Raw genomic sequence first — 12,009 nt, 5'->3', positions numbered from 1 at the left:
CAGCGTCATCGCGCTCCCGGGCCGTCTGGCGGCTTCTCAGGAGCGGGCCCATCTCTGGTTGGGCTGGCCGTTGCAGGTCCACAGGATGACGGCGGTCCCGTTGGCGGTGCCGGCCTGGTTGATGTCCAGGCACAGGCCGGAGTGGGCGTTGCGGATGGATCCGTCGGCGGCCAGGGTCCAGCGCTGGTTGGCTTGGCCGTTGCAGGTCCAGGTGATCACCCGGGTGCCGTTGGTGGTGCCCTGGTTGTAGGCGTCCAGGCACTTGTCGCCGAAGACGCGGATCTCGCCGCCGGCCCAGGTGGTCCATGACTGGTTGGCCGCCGTGTGGCAGTCCCAGATCAGTACGGTGGTGCCGGATGCCGTGGAGGCGTTGTCGACGTCGAGGCAGCGTCCTGAGCTGGCGCCGCGCAGTCGGGAGGTGGTGTTCTCCAGGGGGGTGCCGCCGGAGACCCGGTAGACCGCGACGCCGTGCGCTGGCACGCTGGCGGAGATCTGGCCGCCGCTGGAGGAGGTGCCGCCGGTCCACAGGTCGGTGAGGGTGAACGAGCCGTTCGAAAGACCGATCTGGGCCGCCGTGGTGGTGATGGTGGTGGTGGCGGAGCCGCGGTTGAACAGGCCGATCGCGACGGAGCCGTCGGCGAGCGGCTTGGCGAACACCTCGACGTTGCCGTCGTCGCGCACCCGGCGTCCGCCGGCGCCGAGCGGGTCCTGGTTCACGGCCAGCAGGCGCGGGTTGCGCAGGATGGCACTGACGTCGGCGGACATGGTGCGGATGTCGTTGCCCGCCATCAGCGGCGCGCCCATCAGGGCCCAGAGCGCGAAGTGCGACCGGGCCTCGGTCAGGGTCAGGCCCGGCCGGCCGACGACCAGCATGTCCGGGTCGTTCCAGTGCCCTGGCCCGGCCTGGGCGGCCAGCGGGGCGTTGATGTCGACGACGTTGCCCACGCCCATCGGGTAGCTGTTGGTGTTGCCGTTCTGCCAGATGTCCAGCAGGTCCTCGGTGGTGCGCCACAGGTCGGCGACCTCGCCCCAGTTGTACGTGGCGCCCGTGATCGCGTGAAAGCTGTTGGGGTTGATGCTGTAGACGATCGGGCGTCCCGTGGCGCGCAGGGCGTCCCGCATCAGCGTGAAGCGGGCGATCTGCTCCTCCCGGGTGCCTTCCGGGGAACACCAGTCGTACTTGAGGTAGTCCACGCCCCAGGAGGCGAAGGTGTTGGCGTCCTGGACCTCGTGCCCCATGCTTCCGGTGGAGCCGGGGTGCGTGCCGACGCGCTGGGCGCAGGTGCGCTCGGTGGGCGACATGTAGATGCCGAACTTCAGCCCGCGGCTGTGGATGTAGTCGCCCAGCGCTCGCATGCCGCTGGGGAACCGGGTCGGATGGGCGCGCAGGTTGCCCTGGGCGTCGCGCTGGGGGTCGAACCAGCAGTCGTCGACCACGACGTACTCGTAGCCGGCGTCCCGCATGCCGGAGTTCACCATGGCGTCGGCGGCCTGGCGGATCACCGTCTCGTTGACCCCGTTGCAGCCGAAGCTGTTCCAACTGTTCCACCCCAGTGGCGGGGTGAGCGCCGGACTTCCGGGCGCCGCCTGGGCTGGCGGCTGGGCCGGCGCCTGGGCCGGTGCCTGGGCCGGTGTGGTGAAGAGCATCGTCATCGCCACGGCCGCTGCCGCCAGCAGGTGGGGCAGCCGTCCACGGATCAGGGTGCGCATGGTCTGGCCCTTTCTCGACGGATGGGGGGGCGCCGAACGGCCCCACCCTCCCGGCGGGGAGGGCGGAGCCGCGCAACGCTAGAACTGGGTGAAGAACCGCCAGGTCTCGCCGGGGAGCCAGGTGCGGGAGCCGCTGTCGCCGGGGGCGCCGTCCTGGGGGGCGGCGATGTGGCCGCCGTCGAAGGCGGCCCAGGTGACGGGGCGCCCGGAGGCGCAGCCGGAGTAGGTGGTGGTGATGTGCCGGAGGCTGCCCTGGGGCGGTTCTGGCGGGTTCTGGGCGGTGCAGCCGTTGTTCCGCACGAACCGGTCGCGCATGGAGCGGCCGTTCGCGATGTTGTCGCTGACGCCGTGGGCGGCGAAGTAGGCGACGGAGCCGGTGCCGCCGCTGCATCCGCTGATCTGGCCGGGTGCGCCGTAGACCGCGACGGCGCGGAAGGTGTTGGGGCGGGAGCAGGCGAGCGAGTAGCTCATTGCGCCGCCGTAACTGAAACCAAGGGCGAAGCGCCGGCTGGTGTCGACGCACAGGTCGGCCTCGATGCGGCGCAGCAGGTCGTCGACGAAGGTGACGTCCCGGCCGTTGGTGTTGGCCCAGCCGTTGCTGATGCCCTGGGGGGCGACGAAGATGGTGCTGTTGTTCGCCAGCCGCTTGAGGCCGTAGTAGGACCAGACGTCACGTTCCACGGTCTGGCCGGTGGCGACGTCGGTCGCGGTGCCACCCCACCAGTGGAACCCGAGGACCAGTCGGTAGGGGTGGTTGCGGTCGTAGCCGTCGGGGACGTCCAGGATGAAGCTGCGGTTGGTGCCGCCGCTCTGGATCGTGTGGGTGCCGTCGCCGAGGGCGGGTGCCTGGCCGCAGGCGGCGGACGTCACGGCGGTGCTGTCGGCCTCGCTGGACGGGGAGTTGGTCTCGGGCGTGCCGGCCGCCGCCTGGCCGCCGGTGACCAGGGCGAGAAGCGCCGCGGCCACGATGGGCACGGATAACAACCTACGCAGCGACATCGCGGGACTCCTTGACTGTCGACATGCCTGACATGGCTCTCCTTGGTGCCGGGAACGCGTCCGATGCGGTGTCGCGGGTGACCGCGACGGCATGGCAGGGGGAGGCACGGACGGTTCCGGGGCGGCTCTGCCGGAGGCTCCCGACACACGAGAGCGCCTGTCGTCCTCAGGCGTTCAGCATCGAGACGCACGTGTGGGGGGCGCCACCGGTACGGAAGGTGGTTGGTGCGCGTGCTGTCGTGCGATGGCCTGCTGGCCGGCGGAGCAACCCCGAGCGCCGTTCGGGACCACGAACGGCAGTCGGAGCGTCAGACATGGAGCATAGGAGTCTCGCGTCGACTGTCAACCTCTCCGTCGGCTGGTTGTTTCGAGAAATTGAGCGAATATGATCGTATGGGGGTGGCGAATGGGGAGAAGGCGCCCATGAATTCGGCCTGGCCTGGATCGTGATATGCGAAATGATCGCTATTTCCGCCTGAATTCACCCGGGGAGAGCGAGGAGTAGCGCCGGAATCCGGACACCACGATGCTGCTCTGTGGGGTGCCGCGGCACCCCACAGAGCAGCATCGTGGGCTCTCGCGCCCTGGCGCTCCTGCCGCAGCAGCCACCGCAGGATCGACGGGTCCTCATAAATCGGCCCGTACGCGGCGTGGTAGTCCGGCTCGGAGAAGGCGTCGTTGCCGTACTCGGTGTACCGGACGAGGTCCTCGATCTCCTCAAGGTCGGCGCCGGCGGCGAGATACGGCCTGGAGATCTACTACCAGGCGTTCTCCGACCGGGAGATCGGCGTGGCCTCCGCGCTCGCCGTGGTCCTCATGGCCCTCGTGCTCCTGTGTGTCCTTCCCATCCAGCGGCTCACCAGGGAGCGGCCGTGATCGTCGGCAGACGCGAGGCGTGGACGGGGTGGCTGTTCCTCGTCCTGCTGACGGCCTTCACCATCGTCCCGTTCGTCAGCCTGTTCGTCACCGCCCTGCAACCCTCGGGCAGCTGCCCCTCCGGCCTGGAGTGGCCGAGCGAACCGCGGTGGGGCAACTTCGCCGACACGCTCCGGGTAGCCCACATAGGCGACCTGCTGTGGTCGAGCACCCTGATCGTGCTCGGCGTGGTACCGGTCTCGCTTGTGCTGGCCACGATGGCCGGCTTCGCCCTGGGCCACCTGCGGATGGCGGGCCGCCACCTGGTCTTCCCGATGTTCGTGCTCGGCCTGACGCTCCCCTTCGAGGGCATCATCACGCCGCTGTACTACCTGGTGCGCGACATGGACCTCCTGAACACCAGGTGGGCCATCATCCTGCCGCTGATCGGCCTGTTCATGCCCTTCGCGGTCTACTGGACGCGCGCGCAGACCTCTCCGAGGCCGCCCAACTCGACGGCGCCAACGTGTGGCAGCTCCTCTGGCGCGTCCGTCCCGCTGGCCGCGCCCGCGATCTCGTCCCTGGCCATCCTGCTGTTCCTGTGGACCTGGAACCAGTTCCTGCTCGCCATCGTCCTGGTCGACGATCCGGCCCAGCGCACCTGGCCGGCGCGCTGGGCGCCTTCCAGGGCCAGTGGGGCACGGACATCCCCCTGCCGTGCGCGGGATCCTGCTGATCCTCGCGCCCACGCTCATCGTGTTCCTCATCTTCCAACGCCGCTTCGTCTCCGCCCTGCCGCAGGGCTCAGTGAAGGGCTGACCGAGCGATGCCGAACGACAACAGCCCGACGACAGGACAGGCGTGACAGACATCCGCCCCACCCGGTGGACCCGGCGTGACCTCGATCGGCTCGCCGAGGAACCGGCGACCACCGCGCCCGTCATCGACCCCGCCACCACGCCCCGCGTGCTCCCCGACCACGACATCTGGGACCTGTGGCCGGTGCAGCGGGAGGACGGCACCACCGCCACGGTCCCGGAGGGCGAGCTCTGGATGACGCCCTCCCCACCCGCCGTCGGCCATCCCGAGCACCGCCACGACTCGCGCGCCTCCACCTGCTGGCCAGGGCCGGCGACCGCTGGACGGACCTCGGGCACGCCTTCCCCGACGCGCGTCCCCCGGCAGCCGCGAGTGGTCGGGGTCCGCCCTCCTGCGACCCGACGGCACGGTGTCCGTCTTCTACGCCACCACCGGCGAACGCGGCGAGGATCCCGTGTGCTCACCGTCTACGTGTCGCTGCGCGATCCAGCGCTTGGTACAGCCATCGCCGTAGGCGTGGGAGTGGTCGGCATCGTGTACGCCATCGTGCGAGACGAGCAGAAGTAGAAGCCGACATAGGAGCCCTGGAAACACAGAAGGCCCCGTGCTTCGGAACCGCTGCTTGGGTTCAAGGGGTCGTCGCAACACCACTTGGTTTCAGGTGGTGAGTAGATCACGTAGACGCTCGGCTGGGGTATCCCAGCCGAGCGTCTAGCGTGGGCGGCCGTTGAGTTCTTGGGCGACGTGTTCGAGGTCTTCGGGGCTGTGGAGGCTCAGGTCGGTGCCCTTGGGGAAGTAAGGACGACGCGGCCGGCGGCATCGTGGCGATAGCCGATGCGGCCGGCGCGGGTCAGCAGGCTCCCGCTGTAGGCGTGGTCCCCGGTCGCTTCGCCGGAGGTGTGCGGCGCGGTCCAGTGAGCCGCGGTCTGGTTGCCGGCCAGGTCGTAGGTGTACGTCTCCTCGCTGGCGGGGCCGGCCACCGCTGTGACATGTCCGGCTGGACCGACGGCGTAGTGGGTGGTTTCGGCGTCCTCGGTCACGGCCGCGAGGTAACCATCGGGCCGGTAGGCGTAGGTGCGGTGGTGGAGCGCCCGCCGGCCTTCGGCCGGGCCGGCCTGGGTGGTGAGGATCTGCTCGGCCAGGCGCCCGGTGGAGTCCCAGGCGTGTTGGAGGACGAGAGCCTGGTCGATGGTGCGGCTGGACTCGCGGCCCAGCGCGTCGCGTTCGATAGCGAGGTGGTGCGTGCCCGAGGCAGGGCGGTGAGGCTGCCACCGGGGGCGTAGGTCCAGGTCCTCGTGTGGCCGCTGGGTGTCCGCCGTGGGACGAGCCTGCCCAGCGCGTCGTAGCCCAGCGCGAGGTCCTGGCCGTTGACCGTCTCGGTGAGCAGGCGGCCGAGGGGGGCGTAGGTCCTCTCCACGAGTGCGTCGGGCCCATGGGCTCATGCGAGCCGTCCCGCCCAGTCGTAGGTGAAGCTGGTGGCCTCGCCGGTCGGGGCGGTGCGTTCGACAACACGGCCCATCACGTCATGGCGGTAGCGCGGCGTCTCGCCGGCGGCGTTGGTGCGGGCGAGGACACGGTCGGCCGGCATCGCGTCGGCCGGCGGCGAAGCCGATGGACGGGCGTGCCCGGTCGGATGCGGGCGCGCAGCGCGATGACGGGGGTACGGGTTTCCGAACCATCGATTCGGGGGCCGGCACGGTCGATCGCTCTGGGTTTCGCGCCGAGGCTAGAAGCATGGTTGAGACGACGGATGTCGAGCTGGGAACCGCCGCCCGGGCGGAGGACCTGCACCGTGAGTACGGTCGTAAACCGGGCGCCGTGCATGCGTTGCGCGGGGTGTCGGTGTCCCTGGCGCCTGGTACGTTCACGGCGGTGATGGGGCCGTCGGGCTCCGGCAAGACCACCTTGCTGCACTGCCTCGCGGGGATGGACAGGCCCACTCAGGGGTCCGTCTGGTGGGGCGGCACCGAGGTGTCCCGGTTGCCCGAGCGGCGGCTCGCGAGACTGCGGCGCAGCCGGGTCGGGTTCGTCTTCCAGACGTTCAATCTGATGCCCGCGTTGACGGTGGCGCAGAACGTCGAGCTCCCCGGCCGGCTGGCCGGCCGGCGGCCTGACCGGGGGGAAGTGCGAGACGCGCTTGCCCGGGTCGGCCTCGCCGGGCGTGCGCGGCACCGGCCCGGGCAGTTGTCCGGGGGGCAGCAGCAGCGGGTTGCGATCGCGCGGGCGCTGGTGGCTCGCCCTCGGGTGTTGTTCGCCGACGAGCCGACCGGCGCGCTCGACCGGGCCACGGGGCACGAGATCCTGGCCCTGCTTCGCGCTGGAGTGGATCTGGACGGTCAGACCTGTGTGATGGTGACCCACGATCCGGTCGCCGCCGGGTACGCGGATCGGGTGCTGCTACTCGCCGACGGCCTGGTGGTGGACGAGCTCGACCGGCCGACCGCCGCCCGGGTCGGCGAACGTCTGAGCCGGCTGGGAGCACGAGCGTGACGGCCGCCCTCGCACTTGGGCAGATGCGGCGGCGGCCTACGGCGTTCGTCGGCCTGGCGGTCGCGCTCTTCCTCGCCATCGCCGCCATGACACTGTTCGGCTCGCTGCTCGCCGCCGACGTCGTCGCGCCTGCGCGCGCCGGGGAGGCGGTCGCCGGTCCCGGTTTGATGGTGATCGCCGCTGCCTTCGGCGAGATCGTGGTCTTGGTCGCGTTCTTCGTCGTGGTCAACGCGCTGGGGTTCGCCGTGCGTCAGCAGCATCGCGAACTGGCTCTGCTGCGCACGGTCGCGGCGACGCCCCGCCAGGCACGGCAGTTGGTCCGTGGCCAGGTCGTCGCGACCACGCTTCTGGTGTCCGTACCAGGCTGGGTCGTCGGCACGGCGGCAGCCGACCGCTTTCTCGTCGAGTTGCAGCGGCGGGGGATGGCGGCGCCTGGCGTGCGGGTCCCCGAGACACCGCTGCCGATGTTGGTCGCACTGGCCACTGCGCTCACCGTCGGCCTGGCTGCCTCGGCCGTCGCGGCCCTACGGATCTCGAGGATGGCGCCCGCGGCCGCGCTCACCGCCAGCTCGACCGAGCACGGACGGACGGGCGTGCCGCGCCTGCTCGCCGGGATCGGCGCGCTGGTGGGCGGCGGCCTGCTGCTGCGACTGGCTGCGACGCGGCCGGCGGAGCAGTTGGACGAGGCGGGGCAGGCGGCGTTGCTGGGTTCACTGGTGTTGTTGATGGCGGTCGCCCTGGTGGGGCCGTTCGCCACGCGCGTCTTGGCGGCCGTGTTGGGCGCGCCGGTACGGGCGCTGGGGCCCGGGGTGGGATGGTTGGCCGACGCCAACCTGCGCGGGTACGCGCGGCGGCTGTCGTCCGCCGTGGTGCCGGTCGCGCTGCTCGTCGGGTTGTCGGGCACCATGTCGATCATGACAGCCACCGCCGAACATGCCCCGGGCGCGCCGACTACGAGCGTCACCCTGGACACGGACGTCTGGCTTCGCCAGGTCGAGTTGGCGCTGCTGATCTGCTTCGCCGCCGTGTCCACGATCAACACCCTGGTCGCCGTGACCGCCGACCGGGGCCGCGAGTTCGCGCTGCTCCGGCTGGTCGGCGCGACCCGATCGCAGCTGATGCGCATGCTGAGCGCGGAAGCGGTGCTGACCACGGCAGTGGGTGTGCTGCTCGGCGCGGCGGTCGCGGGCGCCGCGACGGCGGCGTTCAGCACGGCGGTGACCGACTCAGCGGTGCCGGACGTCCCGCCGTCCGCCTGCTGGTGGATCGTCGCGGGCGCGGCGGCACTCACCGTCCCGGGCATCCTGGCCACAGGTCTGTGGGCGGTTCGTGGCCCTGCGGCCGAGCTGGCAGGTGGTGACCGCGACTGAGTACGGCGGTGGAGTCGGGCATGGCTGAGCGGCGGCGCTACTTCTCCGTTCGGGGAGGCGAATGGGGTTTCGCCGTCGTCGGGCTGCCGCTGGCGCTGCTCGGCGGCGGCTACGCGCTCGCCGTCCTGTACGCGGGGGCGCTGCTTTCGCTCACCGTGCTGGGTCTGCCGTTCGTGGTCGCCGCGCTGCTGGGCGCGCGTGCTCTGGGCGCACCGCACCGGCGGCTGGTCGGCCGGTTGCTCGGCGAGCGCGTCGAGGCGCCAGACAGGCTGCCCCTCCCGCGGGGCCTGGTCGCCCGTGGCCGTGTCGTGCTGACCGACCCGGTCGCCTGGCGGACGCTGCTCTTCCTGGTGCTGCGGCTACCGCTCGGCCTGCTCGGGTTCTTCGCCGCTGTGGCCCTTCCCCTGGGCTGCGGCTGGCTGATCGGCCTCCCGCTCTGGAGCCGCCTGCTGGAACCGGGCGGGCGGCTGTTCACCTGGCTGGACGCCGTCTCCGTTCCGCTGGGTCTGACTCTCCTGACCGCGGTGCCCGGCGCGGTCAGGGCCGTGAGCGCGGCGAACCGGTGGCTGGCCCGGCTGCTGCTCGGGCCGGCCCGTGCCCAGCGGCGGGTGCGGGAGCTGGAGACCGCCCGCGCCACCCTGCTCGCGGAGAGCGGCGCCCAGCTCCGCCGTCTGGAGCGTGACCTGCACGACGGCACCCAGGCCCGGTTGGTCGCCCTGGCGATCACCCTCTCGCTGGCCGACGACGCGCTCGCTCCAGCCGCCGGTCCGGACCTCGGACGGTTGCGCACCCTGGTGGAGCGCGCCCGCGGCCAGACCAACGACAGCATCGCCGAACTACGGCGGCTCACCCGGGGCCTTCACCCGGTGGCGCTGGACGGCGGCCTCGGCGAGGCGTTGCCGGACCTCACCGCTACCTCGCCGGTGCCGGTCACCGTCCGCCTGGACCTGCGGGAACGCCCGGACTCCGTGGTCGAACGAACGGTGTACTTCTGCGCTGCGGAGCTGCTTACCAATATCGCCAAACACAGCGGCGCCCGCTCGGCCGAGCTCGCCGCGATCGCCGCCGACGGCCGAGTGCGGCTGACCGTGCGCGACGACGGCCGCGGTGGCGCGGCGCTCGGCACCGGCACCGGCCTCACCGGCCTGGGCGAGCGGCTCGCGGCGGTCGACGGCATCCTGCGGGTCGACAGCCCGCCAGGTGGCCCCACCCTGGTCACCGTCGAGCTGCCGACGCGCCTGTGACGGATCAACCGCCACTCTCCGCCAGGTAGGTCAGAACGGCCTTCACCCGCCGGTTGTCGGAGTCCGTTGCTCGCAGGCCGAACTTGGCGAAGACGGCGGCGACGTGTTTCTCCACCGCCCGCTCCGACACCACCAGCAGCGCGGCGATGGAACGGTTGGAGTGCCCCTGCGCCATCAGCTCCAGCACCTCGCGCTCGCGTGGTGTCAGAGCATCCACCCGATTGCGCCGTTCGCCCCGCAACAGCCGGGTAACCACCTCGGGGTCGAGCGCCGTACCCCCGGCGGCGACCCGGTGCAGCGCGCCGACGAACTCGGAGGTCCTGGCGACACGTTCCTTCAGCAGGTACCCGATGCCTGCCGCACCGTCCGCCAACAGCCGGGAAGCCCAGGCGGTCTCGACATGCTGCGAGAAGACGAGGACTGCGACCTCGGGCGTGCTCGCACGGATTTCAACGGCGGCGCGGATGCCCTCGTCAGTGTGCGTGGGCGGCATCCGGATGTCCACCACGGCCACGTCGGGGCGGTGCTCGACCACCGCGGCGAGCAACTCGGGCGCCGTTCCGGTGGAGGCCACCACCTCGCACCCGCGGGCGCGGAGCAGCTCGACCATGCCGTCACGGAGCACGACGGAGTCCTCGGCCAATACCACACGCAGATGCCCGTCGATCACAAGGCCATTATCAGGCTGGGGGGGTGTCACTCGATCGTGAGACCTTCACCACCCATCCCGACGACTTCAAGGGCCTCAATGACCGGCTCACCGTCGTCCCCGTGACACGCCCCCTGGCGCCACACGAGTCTTGACCGGAAACCACGGCCACACCCGAGGACTTCGTGGTTCTCGGCGTCGACACCGAGAACCACCAGGAGCTTCGCGATCAACCTCGGCCTCGGGTCGAACGGGCATGGGCCTCCCGGAGCTCAGCTCGCGGTCGTGTCCTCCTCGTCGAGACCCGGCGCGGACGTGCGGAGCGATGTGACCGCCAGGAGTGCGATGCCGACCGTGAGGACCGCGCCCGCGCCGTAGGCCAGTTGGAATCCCTGGGTGAACGCCGACCTCGCGGCCTCGATGAGGGCGTCCCCGATGGTGCCCGGATGCCCGGTGGCGGCCACTACCGCGGCGCCGATGCTGTCCTGGGCGGCTCCGGCGGCCTCCCTTGGAGTGTCGGCTGGGATGGCGTCCCGTACCTGGACGCGGTACGTCGCCGTGCCGGCCGCGCCGAGGAGTGCGATGCCCATGGCCGTGCCCAGGGTGGGGGTCGGCCCGAGACCCAGACTGACGAGGGAGCCGCAGGCGATGAGCGTTCCGATACTGGAATCCTCCTGACCTGGGCGAGGATCCCCATGCCCACAGCGGCGACGGCCCGCCCGCCCGCCATCAGGTGGCGGGCGGAACGCACCGCGTGAGCCCGGGAGCGGTCATGACGCCGATGACCATCGTCACGGAGATCGGAAGGAGCAGCAGCCCCGCGTCGAGGGGCGGGTATCCGGCCACGGTCTGAAGGAACTGTGCCATGAAGAACTGCCCACCGGACATGACAAGCATCGCCAGTGACAGGACCAGCGGAGCGGCGGTGAACGTGTGGTTCCCGAACAGCCGGAGGTCGAGCAGTGGGAAGGGAAGGTTCCGCTGACGCGACACAAAGGCCGCACCGACCGCCAGACCCACGGTGGGGACGAGCGAGGAGGTCGGCTCGACACCGGGTGAGGCGTACTCCTTGGTCCCGTAGACCATCGACAGCATCCAGACCAGCAGCATCAGGGCGCTGGGAAGGTCGAGACTACCCGGCTCGTCGAACCGGAACTCCGGAAGCAGGGTGGGAGCAGGAAGACGGAACCCCACCGGAAGTGGTCAAGCAGCAGGCCGCCGACGGCGGGTCCCAGAGCGCCTCCCAGCACGAAACCGGCCATCCACACACTGATCGCGACGGTGCGTTGCCTCTCGTCGTGAAACATGGCGCGGATCAACGACATGGTGGACGGCATCAGCGTCGCACCGGCGATCCCGAGCAACGCGCGGGCGACGATGAGCATCGTCGCGCTCGTGACGTAGGCCGCGAGCACTGGGGCCGCACATCCTGAAACGGCAGCTCACAGTGGCTGGCGTGGACGACCGTCGGCGTACTCGCCCTGGTCGGCGACGGTAGTCCAGGCCGTAGTCCCGGCTTCGCCTGCGGCCCGGCCCACCACGTCCCACGATCTGAAGCAGGAACATCACGCCACGGCGATCGGGGAGGAGCCCGGAGTGTTGGAGAGGATCACCGCCCGCCGCGCCGCACTGGACGCGCTGGCCGACGAGTCCGCCGAGCTTGCGGGAAGTGATCGCAACCTGTAGGTTGCCATCGATGGCGCCTGCAGGCTGCTATAGGAAGGTGGCAATGGTTTCGGACACGATCGAGCGGGTGGTGGTGCTGCGGCACCCCATCGAGCGGGTGTGGGCCACGCTGACCACCGCCGAAGGGCTGTCAGGATGGTTCGGCTCGGTGGCTGAGATTGATCTGCGCCCCGGTGGGCGGGCGTTC

Annotated in this window: 15 protein-coding genes and 1 pseudogene; 7 read left to right on the top strand and 9 right to left on the bottom strand. The window is 70.9% G+C overall.

What is annotated here, in order from left to right; genetic code table 11:
* Positions 1-36: 36 nt before the first annotated feature.
* Both E1265_RS24995 and E1265_RS24990 read right to left on the bottom strand, forming a co-directional pair.
* Positions 37-1,647: a lectin gene (locus E1265_RS24995; RefSeq protein ID WP_243741090.1), complete on the bottom strand. Its 1,611-nt coding sequence runs from the start codon at positions 1,645-1,647 to the stop codon at positions 37-39.
* A 141-nt stretch (positions 1,648-1,788) separates the two neighbouring features.
* Complete coding sequence (locus E1265_RS24990) at positions 1,789-2,709, bottom strand: hydrolase (protein ID WP_132933260.1); 921 nt, start codon at positions 2,707-2,709, stop codon at positions 1,789-1,791.
* A 678-nt stretch (positions 2,710-3,387) separates the two neighbouring features.
* Here E1265_RS24990 and E1265_RS24985 point away from each other — a divergent pair.
* Genes E1265_RS24985 through E1265_RS24975 form a run of 3 tightly spaced genes read left to right on the top strand, consistent with a single transcriptional unit; the run spans position 3,388 to position 4,950 of the window.
* On the top strand, positions 3,388-3,585 hold the full coding sequence (locus tag E1265_RS24985; protein WP_207931195.1) for a sugar ABC transporter permease: 198 nt from the start codon (positions 3,388-3,390) through the stop codon (positions 3,583-3,585).
* Positions 3,582-4,463, top strand: coding sequence for a carbohydrate ABC transporter permease (locus E1265_RS24980; RefSeq protein WP_207931194.1), 882 nt, complete (start codon positions 3,582-3,584; stop codon positions 4,461-4,463). Before E1265_RS24985 ends, E1265_RS24980 begins: the two co-directional genes overlap by 4 nt.
* On the top strand, positions 4,426-4,950 hold the full coding sequence (locus E1265_RS24975) for a hypothetical protein (RefSeq protein ID WP_132933259.1): 525 nt from the start codon (positions 4,426-4,428) through the stop codon (positions 4,948-4,950). The genes E1265_RS24980 and E1265_RS24975 overlap by 38 nt, the downstream gene beginning before the upstream one ends.
* Before the next feature lie 61 nt (positions 4,951-5,011).
* On the opposite strand, the pseudogene E1265_RS39580 reads toward E1265_RS24975, so the two are convergent.
* The 3 genes and pseudogenes from E1265_RS39580 to E1265_RS24960 form a co-directional block, all read right to left on the bottom strand.
* Positions 5,012-5,187 (bottom strand): annotated as a pseudogene (locus E1265_RS39580) (IS30 family transposase); the annotation flags it as partial.
* On the bottom strand, positions 5,157-5,825 hold the full coding sequence (locus tag E1265_RS39575; RefSeq protein ID WP_243741089.1) for a hypothetical protein: 669 nt from the start codon (positions 5,823-5,825) through the stop codon (positions 5,157-5,159). The pseudogene E1265_RS39580 and the gene E1265_RS39575, both read right to left, overlap by 31 nt.
* Positions 5,822-5,971, bottom strand: coding sequence for an RHS repeat domain-containing protein (locus E1265_RS24960; RefSeq protein WP_132933256.1), 150 nt, complete (start codon positions 5,969-5,971; stop codon positions 5,822-5,824). Before E1265_RS24960 ends, E1265_RS39575 begins: the two co-directional genes overlap by 4 nt.
* 146 nt (positions 5,972-6,117) lie before the next feature.
* Between E1265_RS24960 and E1265_RS24955 the strand changes: the two genes are divergently transcribed.
* The 3 genes from E1265_RS24955 to E1265_RS24945 are packed head-to-tail and all read left to right on the top strand — an operon-like array spanning position 6,118 to position 9,487.
* Positions 6,118-6,873, top strand: coding sequence for an ABC transporter ATP-binding protein (locus tag E1265_RS24955; RefSeq protein ID WP_132933262.1), 756 nt, complete (start codon positions 6,118-6,120; stop codon positions 6,871-6,873).
* Between the two features lie 23 nt (positions 6,874-6,896).
* Positions 6,897-8,243, top strand: coding sequence for an ABC transporter permease (locus E1265_RS24950; RefSeq protein WP_132933263.1), 1,347 nt, complete (start codon positions 6,897-6,899; stop codon positions 8,241-8,243).
* A gap of 20 nt (positions 8,244-8,263) precedes the next feature.
* Positions 8,264-9,487, top strand: a complete 1,224-nt coding sequence (locus E1265_RS24945) for a sensor histidine kinase (RefSeq protein WP_132933255.1) — start codon at positions 8,264-8,266, stop codon at positions 9,485-9,487.
* A gap of 4 nt (positions 9,488-9,491) precedes the next feature.
* On the opposite strand, the gene E1265_RS24940 is transcribed toward E1265_RS24945, so the two are convergent.
* From E1265_RS24940 to E1265_RS24920, 4 genes are all read right to left on the bottom strand, one after another.
* Positions 9,492-10,157: a response regulator transcription factor gene (locus tag E1265_RS24940; RefSeq protein ID WP_132933254.1), complete on the bottom strand. Its 666-nt coding sequence runs from the start codon at positions 10,155-10,157 to the stop codon at positions 9,492-9,494.
* 251 nt (positions 10,158-10,408) lie between these two features.
* Positions 10,409-10,726, bottom strand: a complete 318-nt coding sequence (locus tag E1265_RS24930; RefSeq protein ID WP_132933253.1) for a hypothetical protein — start codon at positions 10,724-10,726, stop codon at positions 10,409-10,411.
* A gap of 139 nt (positions 10,727-10,865) precedes the next feature.
* Positions 10,866-11,246 carry a hypothetical protein gene (locus E1265_RS24925; RefSeq protein ID WP_132933252.1) on the bottom strand — a complete coding sequence of 127 codons (381 nt, stop codon included), beginning with the start codon at positions 11,244-11,246 and terminating at the stop codon, positions 10,866-10,868.
* Positions 11,246-11,551, bottom strand: a complete 306-nt coding sequence (locus tag E1265_RS24920; protein ID WP_132933251.1) for an MFS transporter — start codon at positions 11,549-11,551, stop codon at positions 11,246-11,248. The genes E1265_RS24925 and E1265_RS24920 overlap by 1 nt, the downstream gene beginning before the upstream one ends.
* A 281-nt stretch (positions 11,552-11,832) precedes the next feature.
* On the opposite strand from E1265_RS24920, the gene E1265_RS24915 reads away from it, so the two are divergent.
* Positions 11,833-12,009, top strand: a 177-nt coding sequence (locus tag E1265_RS24915; RefSeq protein WP_347877246.1) for an SRPBCC domain-containing protein, incomplete at its 3' end; no start/stop codon positions are given.

The sequence above is a fragment of the Streptomyces sp. 8K308 genome (assembly GCF_004348315.1).
In the GTDB taxonomy this organism is placed as follows: domain Bacteria; phylum Actinomycetota; class Actinomycetes; order Streptomycetales; family Streptomycetaceae; genus Streptomyces.
The sequence above is the reverse complement of the archived record's forward strand: the minus strand, read 5'-3'. Positions and strand labels throughout refer to the sequence as shown.

Bases quoted from the DNA above. Each gene is read 5' to 3' on its own strand.
- E1265_RS39575 (WP_243741089.1), bottom strand. From the start codon at position 5,825: ATGAGCCCATGGGCCCGACGCACTCGTGGAGAGGACCTACGCCCCCCT.
- E1265_RS24930 (WP_132933253.1), bottom strand. From the start codon at position 10,726: ATGGGCATCGCACTCCTCGGCGCGGCCGGCACGGCGACGTACCGCGTC.
- E1265_RS24995 (WP_243741090.1), bottom strand. From the start codon at position 1,647: ATGCTCTTCACCACACCGGCCCAGGCACCGGCCCAGGCGCCGGCCCAG.
- E1265_RS24955 (WP_132933262.1), top strand. From the start codon at position 6,118: ATGGTTGAGACGACGGATGTCGAGCTGGGAACCGCCGCCCGGGCGGAG.
- E1265_RS24960 (WP_132933256.1), bottom strand. From the start codon at position 5,971: ATGCCGGCCGACCGTGTCCTCGCCCGCACCAACGCCGCCGGCGAGACG.
- E1265_RS24950 (WP_132933263.1), top strand. From the start codon at position 6,897: ATGCGGCGGCGGCCTACGGCGTTCGTCGGCCTGGCGGTCGCGCTCTTC.
- E1265_RS24990 (WP_132933260.1), bottom strand. From the start codon at position 2,709: ATGTCGCTGCGTAGGTTGTTATCCGTGCCCATCGTGGCCGCGGCGCTT.
- E1265_RS24945 (WP_132933255.1), top strand. From the start codon at position 8,264: ATGGCTGAGCGGCGGCGCTACTTCTCCGTTCGGGGAGGCGAATGGGGT.
- E1265_RS24925 (WP_132933252.1), bottom strand. From the start codon at position 11,246: ATGCTGCTGGTCTGGATGCTGTCGATGGTCTACGGGACCAAGGAGTAC.